The following is a 16,291-nucleotide window of genomic DNA, read 5'->3' on the forward strand; positions in this document are numbered from 1 at the left end:
AGTCAAAGTTGACTAGATGCCAACGGGTTCCCCCGAACCCTTCCCCCGCTCGGCCCGACTGGTCTAACATGAACCCTCCTCATGTTAGGTGGGTCACACTGTGCGCACTCCCCCGGCGCCGCCGCCCCGAGCCCTCGCCGAGCCGACACGCGACGTCCGCGCCCTGTGGGTGGCCGGGATCAGCCTGGCCAACCTCGGCATGTGGATGGCCTTCTTCGGCCCCCTCCAGGTCCTCCTCCCGGAACAGATCGGCCGGGTCAGCCCCGCCGACAAGGAGACCGTCCTGGCCTGGGTCACCGGTGTCGGCGCGGCCATGGCCATGGTGGCCACTCCGCTGGCCGGAGCGCTGTCGGACCGCACCACGGGGCCCCTGGGCCGTCGCAGACCCTGGGTCCTGGCCGGCGCCCTGCTCGGCGGCGCCGGGCTGGTCGTCCTGGGCTCCCAGGAGAGCGTCTGGGGCATCCTGCTGGGCTGGGCGTTCGTGCAGACCGCGCTGTCCTGCCTGAACGCCACCCTGCTCGCCGCCGTCCCGGACCACGTGCCCCGGAGCCAGCGCGGCGCGGTCTCCGGGTGGATCGGCATCCCCCAGTCGGCCGGGGTCGTGGCTGCGGTCGTGCTGGTCACCGTGGTCGTCACCGAGGTCTCCCCCGGGTACACGCTCATCGGGGTCCTCACCCTGGTGTGCGCCCTGCCGTTCGCGCTCCTGTCCCCCGACCCTCCCCTGCCCCGCGAGGACCGGCCGCCCTGGCGCGACCTCGTCCGGAGCCTGTGGGTCTCGCCCCGGAGGCACCCGGACTTCGCCTGGGCCTTCCTCACCCGGTTCCTCATCGGCACGGGCAACGCGATGTTCATCCTCTACATGCTCTACTTCCTGCGCGACGCCGTGGGGTACGAGGACCTGTTCCCCGGCTCCTCCGCCACGGACGGGCTGCTCACGCTGATCCTCGTGTACACGGCGGCGGTCGTGGCCACCACCGTGGTCGCGGGCGCGGTCTCGGACCGGATCGGGAGGCGCCGCGGCATGGTCGCCCTCGCCGGGGTGGTGATGGGCCTGCCCGCGTTCGCGTTGGCGCTCGTGCCCACGTGGACCGCCGTGCTGGCCTGCGCCGTGGTCCTGGGGGTGGGGTTCGGTGTCTTCCTGTCCGTGGACAACGCGCTGGTCACCGAAGTGCTCCCGGCCGCCGAGGGGCGCGCCAAGGACCTGGGCATCGTCAACATCGCCAGTTCGGGCCCCCAGGTGATCGCCCCGGCACTGGCCGGGCCGATCGTCGTCCACCTGGGCGGCTACCCGGTGCTGTACTCCGTCTGCGGGCTCGTCTCCCTGGTGGGAGCGGTGACCGTCTGGAGGATCCGGGGCGTGCGCTGAGCCCCCGGCAGCGGGGCCCGGAGCGGGCTGACCACCGTGTCACCCCTGGCGCCACTGCCCCACCAGGGGTGACCATGGGGGCATGGATGAGCGGAAGACCTGGGAATGGCTGGTCAGGGAGCTGACCGAGGGTGCGGAGACGACCGTCCAGCCCGGCGGGGCCGGCGCCCCGGTGACCTACCGTGCCGCCAGCCGGGCCGAGGTCCTGCCCGGGGAGCGCGGGATCCGGATCGGCTGCTTCCAGGGCCGGGAGCTGGAGGAGTCGATGGTCCTGCACCTGGACCCGCCGACCCTGGCCGCCCGGCTGCGGGATCTGGTCGAGGAAGCGGTGGCCGCGTTCGGCACCCGACGCGAGGAGGGCCTGACCGAGGCCTTCGAGCTGCTGATGGTCCATCTCCAGGAGACCGTGGACACGGCCAGGCCCGGGGAGGTCCACCTGGTTCCGGCCCGGGGCGGCTTCGACTCCCTGCGCGACCCGCCGGTCAGTCGCTGACGGCGTCCAGGGTGCCGCTGTCCGCACGGGTGTGCGAGGGAGTCTCCTCGCCGCGCTGACGGGCCGGTTCCCACCACCACCAGTGCGTCTCCGGTACCCAGGCGGGGACCTCCTCGACTGTGGCGGGGCTGGCGTTGGCGGCCACCGCCTCCAGGGCGTCGTCGATGCGCGGGAGCGCTCCGAGGTCGATGGGCCGCAGGAAGCTCTCCAGCGGGACGAACGCGTCGCCGAGGAGCTGGATCATGGAACGGCGCCAGCAGGCCGGTCGGTACCCCTCGTGCTGGCCGTTCTCGGCGGCGGTCTGGCTGCGCACCACGTACAGGCTGAGCCGGACCGGGTTGTTGCCGCTCACGAGGAGTTCGGCGAGGGTCGCGTTGAAGTTCTGCCCGGCCGGGGATCCGCGTTCGGCCTCGGTCGTGGCCTGGTAGAGCTCGAAGAGCCGCGCGAACGCGGAGTCCATGAGGGCGTCGCGGTCCCTGCCGCGCGTGGCGCTCTCAGAGAACGCGTCCAACGCCCGTTTGGCCAGGCTGGGAAGGTCCCTGCCCGCGTCCGCTGCCACCGGTCCACCGCCCTGTCCGCAGAAGTGTTGTGAGGAACCGTCGGGGCGGTCCCCCGACCGACACTTCCGATCATAATCGCCCGCCACGCCGGGGTGGTAGGCGATTACCCAACAGTAGCCGCAGACCACCCGGACGTGGAGCACGAGAGCCTCCGGTGCTTCCAGACCCCACACCCTTGAGGAGCGCCCCGAGCTGACGTTCCACCGGCAGGGCCCGTGTCGGCACACGACGAAGCGTTGGTTCCGAGCCTCTAAGGAACCCGGGACGAATCAGCCGGACCCGCACCGACCGGTTCGACCTCGGGGCCCTCCACTGTCGGACGAACCGCAGCCCCGGCGGCGGCCCGGCTGGTGCGCCCCTTGACCTTCTGACGCCTGGCCAGGGGCTTCAGGGTGCGCTGGACGATGAAGTACTCCGCCACGAGCACGTTCACCAAGAAGGAGGCCCAGGCGCTCGCGTGGTAGATGTCATCGAAGGTCAGGGAGGGGAAGAACCTCTCCTGGAGCGCCAGGCCGGTCATCAGGTAGATCCGCAGGCTCACCGCGGCGAAGGTGAGCGCGTAGTTGCGGATCATCCAGATGCGGTGCAGTTGGACCTCACCACGGCGGATGGTGGCGTAAGCCTGGTAGAGGGTGTACAGCCACGCCACGGTGAGGATGTAGAAGGCCACCTGCACCGAGAACCCGCTGACCGAGAAGGTCGCGGCGAACAGGGCCGCGATCGAACCCAGAACGATCGAGACCATGTAGACCTGTCCCGCGACCCGGTGCGCCTTCGGGTAGCGGACTCGGATCCAGGTGAGGAACTGGAACGGGCCGATGAGCAACGCCAGCGAACTGGGGACCGCGTGCACCGCGATGGTCACGTAGTGCGAAGCGAACAGGTCGTTGAGCGGGATCTGGTTGCGTTCCTCGCCGCCGATCAGATAGGTCTGTGCCGAGTAGACGGCGATCCCGACCGCGGATGCGGCCAGAAGGCCCCACAGGGCCCACCACCATCGTCGGCGCGTCGACTTGGTCATGCTGGTCAAGATCTCCCCCACGCAGGAGTAGTAGGCCGTTGTCACCAACATGCTGCTGCGTGGGCGGGCTCGTTCGCGTCGGTGATCGTCGCCTAATCAGCCGCTTCCAACGGTTGGCCGAGTTCGGGCAGGTCCCTGAGCTGTCTGCGGGAAGTGATGTCGAGTTTGCGGAAGATCCTGCGCAGGTGGGCGTCAATGGTCCGCGGGCTCAGGAACAGCCGTGCCGCCACTTCCTTGGAGGTGGCGCCCTCCGCCACGCATCGAGCGACGTGGATCTCCTGCATGGTCAGGCGGTCCAGGGGCCGTTCGGAGCGCTCGCTCACCACCTCGCCGGTCGCCCGCAGCTCGTTGGCCGCCCGGTGGGCGAAGGCCTCCATCCCCAGATCGGACAGCATCCGGTGTGCGGTGCGCAGTTGCTCGCGCGCGTCGCGACGGCGGTTGCGGCGGCGCAGCCACTCCCCGTAGCGCAGGTGAGACCTGGCCAGCCCGGGTGCGCAGGGGCTGCGTTCCAGCTCTTCGATGCCCTGGCAGTAGTCGTCTTCCACTCCCCTGACCAGCGCCCGGGTGCTGGCCAGAACACCCCGGGCCCAGGTGGTGTCCACCGGCTCGGTCCGCTCGGCCAGGGACTCCAGTGCCTCAGCGGCCAGCCTCTCGTGCCCGCACCGGGCAGCGGCCTCCACCAGTTCGGGGAGAATGACCCCGGGGAGGAACAGGCCCGCGTCCCGCGACCCGCGCACGGCCGCATCCAGTGCTCGCGAGTAGTCCCCGAGTCCGTTGTTGAGCACGGCCCCGGCCCAGTCGATATTGGCGGGGAGATGCCCTTGGCCTTGGCGCTGCGCCTCGGCCAGCAACTGGGAGACCTCCTTGTCGCGGCCGCGCATCGCGGCCAGTTGGAGGCGTGGGTACATCTTCGGCGCGTCTGCGAGCGCGTCGGCGATCGCCTCCTCCTCGGCGATGGCGGCGCTGGCTCGCTGGAAGTCGCCGGTGAGCACCGCGGAGATGGCCTTCTGGGCCAGAGCGAGCCTGGTCAGGGTCAGTGATCCGCTCTGTTGCCCGGTGTGCGTCATCCACTTGGTGATGATGGTGTGCACGTCGTGGTCCCACAGGTCGGCGGCCAGGAGGCTCGCCAACCCCGGGTGCCGGTCCCACGCGCTCGCCTCACCGGTGAGTAGCTGGCGGATCATCGGGACGCCTTCCCGGTACCGCCCGGCGTTGAGCAACTCCAGGGCGTCCAGAAGATCAGGGGATCGGTTGGTCGGAGGAGCCGCGTTCGCGGTTTCGAGCACCTGCTCCATCACCCCGGCGGGTCGTCCGGTCACCAGTGCTGTTTCCAGGGCGCTCACCAGGGAGGAACGAGACAGCTCCGGATCGGTGGCAGCCAGTCGGCGGGCGGCCCGCAGGAGTAGGCGCGGCCCGTTCTGGACCTCTTGCCCGCCCCTGAGGAGGGCGAGCTTGCCGCGTAGCAGGTCGACGGAGGCTTGCAGGGGCGGGTCCAGGGTGTCGGCGTCGACGCTGTTGAGCAGGTCGGCTGCGGTGTCCGCGATGCCCGCGTCGAGTGCTCCCCGGGCCGCCGCGAGTGTGCGTTGGACGCGTCTGCCGGGGTCCAGGGACAGCGTCGCCGCGCGTTCGAGGAAGGCGGACGCGGCCGCGATCCCTCCGCGTGCCTGGGCTCGCGCGGCTGCCGACTCGAGTTCGGTGGCCACTTCCTCGTCCGGCGCGCTGCTCGCCTGGGCCCGGTGCCAGGCCCGCCGATCTGGCGCGGTGACCGCGTCGGTGACCTCGGCCAGGGCACGGTGCACGGCCCTGCGGCGCTGGACATCCGCCCCCCAGTACACCGAGGAGCGAGCCAGAGGGTGGCAGAAGCGCACGCGTGTACCGAACTCGACCAGTCCGGAGGCCTCCGCGACGGGGCAGGCCTCTGCCACGTCGATGCCCGACTCTTGGGCGGCGGCCCAGAGCAGGTGCGGATCTCCGGTCGGTTCGGCCGCTGCCAGGGTCAGCAGTCGCTGTGCGGGTTCGGAGAGCCCCTCGAACCTGGTGTGGAAGTTTCGCTGTAGGCGCTGCGCGACCGCCGAAGGCGCGGTGGGGACGAAACCGCCCGCCTTGGGCAGTTCGATCAGGGCGAGCGGGTTGCCTCGGGCCTCGCTGAGGAGGCGCTCGCGTACCTGTGTGTCGAGGGTGGTGGTCTTCTCCGCGTTCAGAAGAGAGCGAGCATCGGAGTTGCTCAGTCCGCCCAGGGTGAGACCCGGTAGCTCGTCCAGGCGGTGTTCGGTGGCCCGGGTCGCGAACACCATGGCGACGGGTTCGGCGGCGACACGTCTACCCAGGAACCCCAGTGCCCGGGTCGAGGCCCGGTCCAGCCAGTGCGCGTCGTCGATGACGCACAGCACCGGTTGTCGCCGGGCGGCGGTGGAGAGCAGTTCCAGGGCCGCCAAGCCGACACGGTGCGGGTCCGGGGAGCCGCCCGCCAGGCCGAACGCCACCCGGAGGATGTCACGGTGATCGGGCGACAGTTGGTCGAGGTGGGTCGAGACCGGCATGCAGAGCTGGTGGAGCCCGGCGAAGGGCAGCTCCTTCTCGAACTCTGATCCGGTGCCGTGGAGGATCTGGAAGCGTGGCGCGGCGATGCGCGCTGCCTGGTCCAGCAGTGCGCTCTTGCCGATGCCCGGCTCGCCGCGCAGGACGAGAACACCTCCCTGTCCCTGGTCGGCGGTGTCGATCAGGGTCTTCAGGCGGCCGGTCTCGACGCACCTGCCGACAAGCGGTCGCGAAGGGGCAGTAGGCATACGCAGAACGATAGTGAACCGGCACGTGCGCTCTGGTCCTCGCGCTGTCGGGCTCTCGCGACCACGAAGGACCCGATCATGCCGCTCGCGGCCAACGCGACCACGGGAAGTTGTCGGACAGCTCCGCTCCCGGGGTTCAGCCGACGATCTCCAGGGCCTGGTCGAGCATGGCCGCCCACTGGCGGACGACCCGGCGCCGACGGGGTCCGTCATCGGTGAGGAGGTTGGCCAGGCCCAGCCCCCGAGCGAGGTCCAGGGTGGCCTGGACCGCTTCCCGGGTCCCGGGCACGGACTCGTCCGCGCCCAGCAGTTCCACGGCCGCGCGGTGCACCTCCCGCCCCACCTGTTCCTCCAGGGGGATGACCCGCGCGCGCAGCGCGGGGTCGCTGGCGGCCCCGGCCCACAGTTGGAGGGCGGCGTTGAAGCCGGTGCCGCTGAAGGCGTCCACCACCATCTGCACGACGGCCTCGGTGCGGCCCGGCCCCTCCGGGACCGCCTCGGCGCGGCGGCGCAGCTCGGCCCCGCGACCGTCCACCATGTGCCGCAGCGCGGCGAGGAGCAGGTCCTCACGGGTCGGGAAGTGGTGCTGCGCGGCGCCCCGGGACACCCCGGCTCGCTGGGCGACCGCGCCCACCGTGGCTCCGGCCACGCCGCGTTCGGCCAGGCACTCCACGGCCGCGTCGAGCAGCCGGGCCCGCGTGGCCCGGCTGCGTTCCTGTCTCGGCTCCCGGTCGGATGCCGTGCCCACTGCGCGCCCCTTCTCTCCCGTGTCAGTACGACTTGGGCAGCCCGAGGGACTGCTGGGCCACGTAGTTGAGGACCATCTCCCGGCTCACCGGGGCGATCCGGGCCAGCCGGGCGGCGGCGATCGCCGAACCCAGACCGTACCCGCTGGCCAGACCGTTGCCCCCGAGGGTCTGCACGGCCTGGTCCACCGATCGAACGCACGCCTCGGCGGCGGCGTACTTGGCCATGTTGGCGGCCTCCCCGGCGCCCGCGTCGTCGCCGGAATCGTAGCGGAGCGCCGCGTGCTGGGTCATCAGGCGGGCCTGCTCCATCTCGATCTTCACCTGCGCCAGCGGGTGGGCCAGCCCCTGGTGGGAGCCGATGGGCTGGTCGCGCCACACGGTGCGTTCCTTGGCGTAGGCGACGGCCTTGTCGAGGGCGTGGCGCGCGCTGCCGGTGGCCAGGGAGGCGGCCATGATGCGTTCGGGGTTGAGCCCGGCGAAGAGCTGGAGGAGTCCGGCCTCGGGGTCCCCGACCAGCGCGTCAGCGGGCAGCCGGACGTCGTCCAGGAACAGCTGGTACTGGTGGTCGGGGCTGACCAGGTCCATCTCGATGCGCTGGGCCGTGAACCCCGGGGTTCCGGTGGGGACGACGAACAGGGCGGCCGAGAGGCGGCCGGTGTCCTCGTCCTGGACACGGCCGACCACGAGAACGGCGTCGGCGACGTCCACGCCGGAGATGAAGGTCTTCTGTCCGTTGAGCACCCAGCCGTCGCCGTCGCGGCGCGCGGTGGTGGTGATGCGGTGCGAGTTGGATCCGGCGTCGGGTTCGGTGATGGCGAAGGCCATGATGGACTCTCCGCTGGCCAGCCCGGGCAGCCACCGGCCGCGCTGCTCGGGGGTGCCGAAGCGGGCCAGAACGGTGCCGCAGATGGCCGGGGACACCACCATCATCAGGGTGGGGCAGCCCGCCGCGCTGAACTCCTCCAGGACGGCGGCCAGGTCGCCGATGCCGCCGCCCCCGCCGCCGTACTCCTCGGGGACGTTGACGCCGAGGTATCCGAGGCCGCCCGCCTCCTTCCACAGTTCCGTGAGGTAGGAGCCCTCCCTGGCCTTGGCCCGGTAGTACTCGGAGCCGTACTTGGCCGCGAGGCCGGCGACGGCGGCCCGGAGTTCGACGCGCTCGGTCGGTTCGTTGAAGGTCATGGCACCGGTCACTGATCAGGCCCTTCGTTGTTGTCGGTGTGGTCGAGGACGGCCAGCGGGGCCCCTGCGGGGACCCGGTCCCCCGCGGCGACGGGCAGTTCCCGGACGGTCCCGGCGGCGGGAGCGGTGACGCGGTGCTCCATCTTCATCGCCTCCATGCGCAGCAGGGTCTGCCCCTCGCGGACCCGATCCCCCACCGCGACGTCCACGGCGGTGACGGTTCCGGGCAGGGGCGCGGGCAGGGCTCCGGGGTCGACGGCGGGTTCGGGTGCGGGGAGCGGGTCGACGGGGGTGAGGGTGACCGAGCCCAGAGCAGACTCCACGTACACGTCCGCGCCGCCGGGGCGGGGGCCGTACACGTCGAAGGCGCGCCGCAGCCCGTCCACTTCCAGCACCACCCGTTCCGGCGTGGCCGAGAGCACCCGGACGCCCTCACGTTCGGGCAGGTGGGCGCCGCGCACGGAACGGAAGGACGAGGTGGTCTCGCGGCCCTCGGGTGTGGTGTGCCGGTGCCGGTGCGGGGCGGAGGGCAGGTTGCGCCATCCGGCCGGGACGCCCGGGGGAAGGACGCCGTTCCCCCGGGCCGCCTCGACCGAGGCCAGGGAGGCGGCGAGCGCGGCCAGCTCCTCCGTGGCCGGGTCGGCGAGGGGTCGGGCGAGCTCGGTGAGCCGGTCGCCGGTCAGGAAGCCGGTGTGCAGTCGTTCGGGACCGGTCTCGGCATGCGTGAGGTCCGGGTGGCGCAGGGCGCGGACGAGCAGGTCCCGGTTGGTGCCCACCCCGTGCACACGGGCCCGCGCCAGGGCGGCGGACAGTCGGCGCAGGGCGTCACGGCGGTCGCGTCCGTAGGCGATGACCTTGGCCAGCATGGGGTCGAAGTCGGTTCCCACCGTGTCACCCGCCTCCACCCCGTGGTCGAGGCGCACCCCGGGCGCGGTGAGCGGAGCGAAGGAGAGGTCCGCGGCGGGGACCTCGAAGGCGTGCAGCGTGCCGGTGCGGGGCCGCCAGTCGTCACCGGGGTCCTCGGCGTACAGGCGGGCCTCCACTGCGTGGCCGCGCGGGGCGGGAGGCCCGGTGTCGGGCAGCGGCTCGCCCTCAGCGATCCGCAGCTGCCACTCCACCAGGTCCAGTCCGGTGACGCACTCGGTGACGGGGTGCTCCACCTGGAGGCGGGTGTTCATCTCCAGGAAGACCGGCTCCCCCAGGCCCGCGTCCGTGACCGGGACCAGGAACTCGGCCGTTCCGGCCCCCGTGTAGCCGATCACGGCGGCGAGGTCGCGGGCGGCCCGGTGCAGCCGCTGGCGGACCTCCTCGGGCAGCCCCGGGGCGGGCGCCTCCTCCAGTACCTTCTGGTGGCGGCGCTGGGCCGAGCAGTCGCGTTCGCCCAGTGCCCAGACCGTGCCGTGGTGGTCGGCGAGGATCTGCACCTCCACGTGGCGGCCGCGCTCCACGTAGGGCTCACAGAACACCGCCGGGTCACCGAACGCGGAGGCCGCCTCGGCGCGCGCGGTCTCGGCCTCGTCCGCGAGGGAGCCGAGGTCGCGGACCACGCGCATGCCGCGTCCGCCTCCCCCGGACACCGCCTTGACCAGGACGGGCAGGTGTTCGGCGCGCACGGCGGCGGGGTCGAGGGCGTCCGCGACCGGCACCCCGGCGTCGCGGGCGATCTTCTTGGCGAGGGTCTTGGACCCCATCTGCTCGACGGCCTCGGCGGAGGGTCCGACCCAGGTGAGTCCGGCGCCGGTGACCGCGCGCGCGAAGTCGGCGTTCTCGGAGAGGAAGCCGTACCCGGGGTGGACGGCGTCGGCTCCCGCGGTCCGCGCGGCGGCCACGAGCGCGTCGGGGTCGAGGTAGGCGTCGACGGGACCGCGCCCCTCGGGGACGGACAGGCGCACGGCGGTGTCGGCCTCGCGCACGTGGGCGGCGTCCTCCTCGCCGGGGGCGTGCACGGCGACGGTGGCCACTCCCAGGGTCCGGCAGGTGCGGATGACCCGGCGGGCGATCTCGCCCCGGTTGGCAACGAGCAGCGTGCTGATGGGACGGGTGTGGGCCGTGTGGCTTGTGGGGGTCATGGGCCTTCCCCTTCTCACATTCGGAAGACACCGAAGCGGTCGGTGCCGCGTACCGGTGCGTTGCTGGCGAAGGACAGGCACAGCCCGAGGACGGTGCGGGTGTCGCGGGGGTCGATGACGCCGTCGTCGTAGACCCGGCCGGACAGGAACATCGGCAGGGACTCGGCCTCGATCTGGTTCTCCACCAGCTCGCGCATGGCCGCGTCCTGGTCGTCGTCGTAGGGCTGGCCCTTCTTGGCGGCCGAGGCGCGCGAGACGATCGAGACGACCTCGGCCAGCTGTTTGGGGCCCATGACGGCGGAGCGGGCGCTGGGCCAGGAGAAGAGGAAGCGGGGATCGTAGGCGCGTCCGCACATTCCGTAGTGCCCGGCGCCGTAGGAGGCGCCGATGAGCACCGAGAAGTGCGGGACGGTGCTGTTGGAGACGGCGTTGATCATCATCGAGCCGTGCTTGATGATGCCGCCCTGCTCGTACTCCGCGCCCACCATGTAGCCGGTGGTGTTGTGCAGGAACACCAGCGGTGTGTTCGACCGGTTGGCGAGCTGGATGAACTGGGTGGCCTTCTGCGACTCGGCGCTGAACAGCACGCCGTTGTCGTTGGCCAGGAGTCCGACCGGGTACCCGTGCAGGGTGGCCCAGCCGGTGACCAGGCCGGGGCCGTACGAGGGTTTGAACTCGTCGAACTCCGAGCCGTCCACCACGCGCGCGATCACCTCGCGCGGGTCCACCGGGACCTTGAGGTCGGGCGGCATGATCCCCAGGAGTTCCTCGGCGGGCAACAGGGGTTCGCGTACCCCGCGGACGGGGGCGGGACCGGCCTTGGTGTGGTTGAGGCGGGCCACGATGCGGCGGCCGACGCGGATCGCGTCGTGCTCGTCCTCGGCCAGGTGGTCGGCGAGCCCGGAGACCTCGGCGTGCATGCGCGCGCCGCCCAGGGACTCGTCGTCGCTCTCCTCCCCGGTGGCGGCCTTGACCAGCGGTGGTCCGCCGAGGAAGACCTTGGACCGGTCCCGGACCATGACCACGTGGTCGCTCATGCCCGGGACGTAGGCGCCTCCGGCCGTGGAGTTGCCGAAGACCAGGGCGATGGTGGGGATTCCCGCGGCGGAGAGCCGGGTGAGGTGGCGGAAGGTGCCGCCGCCGGGGATGAAGATCTCCTTCTGGGTGGGCAGGTCGGCGCCGCCCGACTCCACGAGACTGATCATGGGCATCCGGTTGCGCTCGGCGATCTCCCCGGCCCGCTGGGACTTGCGCAGGCTCCAGGGGTTGCTGGAGCCGCCGCGCACGGTGGGGTCGTTGGCGACGATCACGCACTCCACGCCCGAGACCACGCCCACCCCGGTGACCACGCTGGCGCCCACGTGGAAGTCGCTGCCCCACGCGGCCAGGGGGGACAGTTCGAGGAAGGGGCTGCCCTCGTCCAGGAGGAGTTCGATCCGTTCCCGGGCCAGCAGACCTCCCCTGGCGCGGTGCCGCTCCACGTAGCGTTCGCCGCCCCCGGCCAGCGCCTTCGCGTGTTCGGTGTCGAGCTCGGCCAGCTTGGCGAGCATGGTGTCCCGCGCCTCGGCGTAGGCCGGGCCCCGGGTGTCGAGTCGGGAGGTCAGAACGCTCACGGGCCCTCCTCGGGCAGCGGGGTCTCGGACAGCAGCGACTCGGGGACGGGGAGGCGGCGGGCGCGCAGCCACTCACCGAGCCCCTTGGCCTGGGGGTCCAGTCCCTCGCGGCGGGCGGTGCCCGGCGCGAGTATCCCCTCGATCCAGAAGTTGGCGGCCCGCAGACCGGGGAGCAGGTGGCGGGTGACCCGGAGGTCGGCGGTCTCCGGCAGCAGCTCGCGCAGCGTGTCGGCGGTGAGGGTGTGCGCAAGCCAGCGCCAGGCCTCGTCCGAGGGGGCCCACACGCCCACGTTGGCGTCGGCTCCCTTGTCGCCGCTGCGCGCGCCCAGGACCAGGCCGAGGGGGGCCAGCCTGGTGGGTTCGTCGGGAGGGGACGCGGGGAGCGGGGGTTCGGGAACCTCCGTGAGCTCCCTGGTGCGAACGGTGTGCGGTACCTGCTCGCGTTCGCCTTCGGGGGTGATGACGGTGTGCTCGACCTCGGCGGCTGGGACCAGCGCGTGGGTGACGGTGACCCCGTCCGGTCGGGCGTCGCGGGGCGGCGCGGTGATGTGGAACCCGGCGTAGCTGGAGAGCGCCAGCTCCACGGCCGCGGCGCCGAAGCGGCGGCCGATGACGGCGGGGTCGTGGTCACGGGCGACCACGCGCAGGCGCGCGGTGGCGTCGTCCTGGGTGTCGCCGTGGGGGTCGAGGGCGGGGACGAACTCGAACCGAAGGTCGGCGGGGCCCCGGTGGGCCAGGGCGGCGCGCATCTGGCGTTCGGCGAGGGCCGCCTTGTCCTCGGCGTCCAGGCCGGTGACGAGGAACTCGACCTCGTTGCGGAAGCCGCTGATGCCGGTGAGGCCGACCTTGAGGTCCGGTGGCGGGTCCTCCCCGGTGGCTCCGCTGATCCGCACCCGGTCCCGCGTCTCCTGGTGGAGCCGCACGGTGTCCAGGCGGGTGGTGACGTCGGGGCCGGGGTAGCGGGCGCCGCGGATCTCGTAGACGAGTTGCGCGGTGACGGTGCCCGCGGTGACCGCGCCGCCGGAGCCGGGCTGTTTGGTGATGACCGAGGTGCCGTCGGCGGCGATCTCGGCGATCGGGAACCCGGGGTGGTCCAGGTCGTGTCCGGCGAGTTCGCGCGGCAGGGCGTAGTTCCCGCCGGTGGCCTGGGTCCCGCACTCGATCACGTGTCCGGCGACGGTGGCCCCGGCGAGGGCGTCGAGGTCGTCCCGGGCCCAGCCGAAGTGGGAGACGGCGGGGCCGACCGTCAGTGAGGCGTCGGTGACGCGCCCGGTGACGACGATGTCGGCCCCCGCGTCCAGGCACCGGGCGATGCCGAAGGCGCCCAGGTAGGCGTTGGCGGTGAGGGGGGTGCCCAGGTGGAGTTCCTCGGCTCGGTGCAGCAGGTCGTCACCGGTGACGCAGGCGATGCGGGGCTCGAAGCCGAGGCCGTCGGCGAGCTCGGTGAGGCGGTCGGCCAGCCCCCGTGGGTTGAGGCCGCCCGCGTTGGTGACCACGCGGACCCGGCGTTCCATGACGGTGGCCAGGCACTCGCGCATCTGCCGCAGGAAGGTGCGCGCGTAGCCCCGGCTCGGGTCGGCCAGCTGGTCCCGACCGAGGATGGCCATCGTGAGTTCGGCCAGGTAGTCGCCGGTGAGCACGTCGACGGGGCCTTCGGTGAGCATCTCGTGGACGGCCGCGACGCGGTCGCCGTAGAAGCCGGAGGCGTTCCCGATCCGCAGAGGGGGAGCTGCTGTAGCGGTCATGGGAAAGAGGGTGACACCGGACACAGAAAAGAACAAGCACCCGTGATTGTTTTTCCCCTGAATGGCACCCTCGGGTGAAATGGCCGGAACCGGCCGCAGTCGACCGGTTACGGGGCCGCGAATCGGGACAGACGAGGGGTATTTTGGCGCGCGTGAGTACCTCCTCAGAAGACACCGCGTCCCCCAGTACCCCCGACGAGGCCTCGGAGTCCCCCGAGACACCCGAGACCTCCCCCACCTCGGAGTCCCCCGAGACACCCGAGACCTCCGCGACCCCGGAGCCCTCACCCGCCTCCGAGGCCTTCCTCCAGGGTCAGCCCGCCCCGCACCGCGACTCCCTGTTCGGCGCCGGGACCTTCAGCGTGGCCGGGCTCATCATGCTGGCCACCACCCTGCTGTCCACCCAGCTGGTCGGGATCTTCAACACGCAGACCCTGATCGGAGCCGAGGGCACCCTCGGAGCGGCGGTCCAGGGCGAACTCACCGGCGCCGGACTGTTCTCGGCACTGGCCGTCCTGTGCTCGGCGGTGGCCCTGTTCCGGTCGGGTTCCGAGACCCACCCGTGGGTCCGCCACCTGGCAGCCGGCACCGTGCTGGTCGGGATCCTGCTCGTCGTCCTGACCGTGCTGTCGTACGTGCTGCTGACCGCCCCCGCGCCCGCCGCCTGAGTGGAAATTGGCGGTATCCCTGGCCTGAGCAGGTGATTCTTAGGTCCCGCTTATCCCGATGCGCGGGTACGTTGGCCGCGTGAGTACCGCACCGGAAGACAACGACAAGCCCGAGAACACCACGAGCTCCGGCGAGGGCTCGCCGCAGCCGAAGTTCGAGCCGGGGTACCCCGCCCAGAACTCCGGCGCGACGGATGCCGCAGACTCCGCGGAGGACGGCCTCGCCGATGAGGAGGCCGGTCACGACCACGAACACGAGTTCGAGGTCACCGAGGCCGAGCCCCGACCCGGCGGCGCCTTCTCCACCGAGACCCTCAGCATCGTGGGCCTTGCCCTGCTCGCGGTCACCATCTTCTCCGGCCAGCTGCTGGAGCTCCTCACCAGCATGATCATGCTCGGAGGCCAGCCCATCGACGCCGGGCAGGTCCGCTCGATCGAGGCCCAGCTGTGGATGGGCGGAGCGGTGTCCCTGCTCACCGTGCTCGCCTCGACCCTGGCGCTGGCCCTGCTCAACCGGGGCAGCAGCCCGTGGGCGCGCTGGACCGCCACGGCGACGACTGTGGTCGGTTTCCTGTTCGTCCTCGTCGCCGCCGCCGCGTTCCTGCTGGTGCCGGACGCCGCCCCGCAGCAGATGATGCCCCCCATGCCCAACTAGCAGGGGTCATCCCGCTCCGGGGAACACCGGGTCAGGAGACCCGGTCGATGACCAGCGGGCCCGGCTTCCGCTCGGCCGCGCCGCCGATGTCGAAGGCGCCCTCAAGCGCCTCGGCGGCGCGGTCGAAGCGTTCGGGCTCGTCCGCGTGCAGGGTGAACAGGGGTTCGCCCGCCGCGACCGCCTCTCCCGGCTTGGCGTGCAGGGTGACCCCGGCGCCGAAGGAGACGTCGTCCTCCTTGCGGGCCCGACCGGCGCCCAGACGCCAGGCGGCCAGACCCACCTGGTAGGCGTCCAGCCGCGTGACCACACCGGTGGCCGGGGCCAGCACGGTGCGGCGTTCGGCCGCCACGGGCAGCGGCGCGTCCGGGTCGCCGCCCTGGGCGCGCACCAGCGCCTTCCACGACTCCAGCGCGCTGCCGTCACGCAGCGCCTCGGCCGGGTCCTTCACACCCTTCTCACCGGGCGTCATCCCGGCCGCTGCCAGCATCTCGCGGGCCAGCGCCACGGTGAGTTCGACGACGTCGGCGGGGCCGCCCCCGGAGAGCACCTCCACCGACTCCGCGACCTCCAGCGCGTTGCCGACCTGGCGGCCCAGGGGCGTGGCCATGTCGGTGAGCAGCGCCACCGTGCGCACTCCGTGGTCGTTGCCGATGTCCACCATGGTGCGGGCCAGCTCGCGGGCGGAGTCGGCGTCCTTCATGAACGCGCCCGACCCCACCTTGACGTCCAGGACCAGGGCGCCCGTGCCCTCCGCGAGCTTCTTGCTCATGATGGAGGCGGCGATCAGCGGGATGGACTCCACCGTGCCGGTGACGTCGCGCAGCGCGTACAGCTTGCGGTCAGCCGGGGCGAGCCCGCTCCCTGCCGCGCAGATCACCCCGCCGGTATCGGTGATGACCTCCCGCATCTCCTGAGTGGACAGCGAGGCCCGCCACCCGGGGATCGACTCCAGCTTGTCGAGGGTGCCGCCGGTGTGCCCGAGTCCGCGCCCGGACAGCTGCGGGACGGCCGCCCCGCAGGCCGCCACGGTGGGGGTGAGCGGAAGGGTGATCTTGTCCCCCACACCCCCGGTGGAGTGCTTGTCCGTGGTGGGCCTGGCCAGGTCGGTGAAGTCCAGCCGGTCGCCGGAGGAGAGCATGGCCTCGGTCCAGCGGCTCACCTCCGCGCGGTCCATGCCGCGCAGGAAGATCGCCATCGCCAGCGCCGCCATCTGCTCCTCGGCCACCTCACCACGGGTGTAGGCCCCGATCACCCAGTCGATCTGCTCCGGGGAGAGCCGTCCCCCGTCGCGCTTGGCCCGGATGATCTCGATGACGTCCATGTCATGTTCCTTCCGTCGTGAAGAGGTGGTGCGAAACGACGTCTCCCCGGCCGCCGTGGACCG

Annotated in this window: 13 protein-coding genes; 4 read left to right on the forward strand and 9 right to left on the reverse strand. The window is 72.0% G+C overall.

The features are described 5' to 3' along the window. Window positions 1-100 precede the first annotated feature (100 nt). The gene (locus BDW27_RS02845; RefSeq protein WP_017546739.1) at window positions 101-1,366 is read left to right on the forward strand and encodes an MFS transporter; all 1,266 of its coding nucleotides are present in this window, start codon (window positions 101-103) and stop codon (window positions 1,364-1,366) included. Between the two features lie 82 nt (window positions 1,367-1,448). Then, window positions 1,449-1,859 carry a hypothetical protein gene (locus BDW27_RS02850; RefSeq protein ID WP_110048119.1) on the forward strand — a complete coding sequence of 137 codons (411 nt, stop codon included), beginning with the start codon at window positions 1,449-1,451 and terminating at the stop codon, window positions 1,857-1,859. On the opposite strand, the gene BDW27_RS02855 is transcribed toward BDW27_RS02850, so the two are convergent. The 8 genes from BDW27_RS02855 to BDW27_RS02890 all read right to left on the reverse strand — a co-directional run bounded on the left by BDW27_RS02855 (window position 1,849) and on the right by BDW27_RS02890 (window position 13,584). Beyond that, window positions 1,849-2,370, reverse strand: coding sequence for a hypothetical protein (locus BDW27_RS02855; RefSeq protein ID WP_199560541.1), 522 nt, complete (start codon window positions 2,368-2,370; stop codon window positions 1,849-1,851). The two genes, BDW27_RS02850 and BDW27_RS02855, sit on opposite strands and share 11 nt — an antisense overlap. Before the next feature lie 299 nt (window positions 2,371-2,669). Next, window positions 2,670-3,440, reverse strand: coding sequence for a DUF2306 domain-containing protein (locus BDW27_RS02860; protein ID WP_233515612.1), 771 nt, complete (start codon window positions 3,438-3,440; stop codon window positions 2,670-2,672). Window positions 3,441-3,532: 92 nt separating this feature from the next. After that, on the reverse strand, window positions 3,533-6,226 hold the full coding sequence (locus BDW27_RS02865; RefSeq protein WP_110048122.1) for an AAA family ATPase: 2,694 nt from the start codon (window positions 6,224-6,226) through the stop codon (window positions 3,533-3,535). A 136-nt stretch (window positions 6,227-6,362) separates the two neighbouring features. After that, entirely contained in the window at window positions 6,363-6,974 is a 612-nt protein-coding gene (locus BDW27_RS02870; RefSeq protein WP_110048123.1) for a TetR/AcrR family transcriptional regulator, read from the reverse strand. Window positions 6,975-6,996: 22 nt separating this feature from the next. After that, complete coding sequence (locus BDW27_RS02875) at window positions 6,997-8,157, reverse strand: acyl-CoA dehydrogenase family protein (RefSeq protein WP_233515613.1); 1,161 nt, start codon at window positions 8,155-8,157, stop codon at window positions 6,997-6,999. An 8-nt stretch (window positions 8,158-8,165) separates the two neighbouring features. After that, window positions 8,166-10,226, reverse strand: a complete 2,061-nt coding sequence (locus BDW27_RS02880) for a biotin carboxylase N-terminal domain-containing protein (RefSeq protein WP_110048125.1) — start codon at window positions 10,224-10,226, stop codon at window positions 8,166-8,168. Between the two features lie 14 nt (window positions 10,227-10,240). Further along, complete coding sequence (locus BDW27_RS02885) at window positions 10,241-11,839, reverse strand: acyl-CoA carboxylase subunit beta (RefSeq protein ID WP_110048126.1); 1,599 nt, start codon at window positions 11,837-11,839, stop codon at window positions 10,241-10,243. Then, window positions 11,836-13,584: an acyclic terpene utilization AtuA family protein gene (locus BDW27_RS02890; RefSeq protein WP_233515614.1), complete on the reverse strand. Its 1,749-nt coding sequence runs from the start codon at window positions 13,582-13,584 to the stop codon at window positions 11,836-11,838. Before BDW27_RS02890 ends, BDW27_RS02885 begins: the two co-directional genes overlap by 4 nt. Before the next feature lie 152 nt (window positions 13,585-13,736). On the opposite strand from BDW27_RS02890, the gene BDW27_RS02895 reads away from it, so the two are divergent. Both BDW27_RS02895 and BDW27_RS02900 read left to right on the forward strand, forming a co-directional pair. Continuing rightward, on the forward strand, window positions 13,737-14,252 hold the full coding sequence (locus BDW27_RS02895) for a hypothetical protein (RefSeq protein WP_110048128.1): 516 nt from the start codon (window positions 13,737-13,739) through the stop codon (window positions 14,250-14,252). A 79-nt stretch (window positions 14,253-14,331) separates the two neighbouring features. Continuing rightward, on the forward strand, window positions 14,332-14,907 hold the full coding sequence (locus BDW27_RS02900; protein ID WP_017546748.1) for a hypothetical protein: 576 nt from the start codon (window positions 14,332-14,334) through the stop codon (window positions 14,905-14,907). Between the two features lie 31 nt (window positions 14,908-14,938). Here the strand turns inward: BDW27_RS02900 and BDW27_RS02905 are convergent, their stop codons facing one another. Beyond that, window positions 14,939-16,228: a thymidine phosphorylase gene (locus BDW27_RS02905; protein WP_110048129.1), complete on the reverse strand. Its 1,290-nt coding sequence runs from the start codon at window positions 16,226-16,228 to the stop codon at window positions 14,939-14,941. Between the last annotated feature and the right edge of the window lie 63 nt (window positions 16,229-16,291).

This window comes from Nocardiopsis sp. L17-MgMaSL7, assembly GCF_003182025.1.
In the GTDB taxonomy this organism is placed as follows: domain Bacteria; phylum Actinomycetota; class Actinomycetes; order Streptosporangiales; family Streptosporangiaceae; genus Nocardiopsis; species Nocardiopsis prasina.